Source organism: Methylobacterium sp. E-045 (genome assembly GCF_022829685.1).
Classification (GTDB): Bacteria; Pseudomonadota; Alphaproteobacteria; order Rhizobiales; family Beijerinckiaceae; genus Methylobacterium.
In genome coordinates this window covers 1-440 of record NZ_JAKSYE010000127.1, presented here as the reverse complement: position 1 = coordinate 440, position 440 = coordinate 1, and the positions used below count along the sequence as shown (strand labels likewise).

Sequence of the window (440 nt, the reverse complement as noted above, 5' to 3'; positions counted from 1 at the left end):
GACCGCTACGATCGTTCGATCCGCGTGTCCCTGGAGGCCTACATGGAGGGCTCGGACTCGCTGGGCACCCTGATCGAATCGTTGATGGCGCTGCCGACCGCGAAGAACCTGACGCGCGGCATCGCCATCACCCAGACCGGCGACGCCGAGATAATGGGCGAGGTGTTCGAAGGGTTAGCCCTCTCCATGGGCACCGGCCTCATGATGCTGTTCGGCGTGCGGGTCTTGCTTTTCGGAAACTTCCTTACGTCACTCTCCATCTTGTTCTCGACGCCTCTGTCCATCGCCCGCTACAGCCGTATGATCCCCGATGCCCTGGCGGCTGACCTGGAGGGCTCGGCCGCGCTGGGCACCCTGATCGAATCGGTGATGGCGCTGCCGACCGCGAAGAACCTGCCGCCGGGCATCGCCATCAGCCAGACCGGCGACGCCGAGATCAT

Annotated in this window: 1 protein-coding gene; it reads left to right on the top strand. The window is 64.3% G+C overall.

Annotated elements, in window-relative coordinates:
• A partial coding sequence (locus tag MKK51_RS25465; protein ID WP_243982319.1) for a hypothetical protein occupies positions 1 to 440 on the top strand: 440 nt, incomplete at both ends.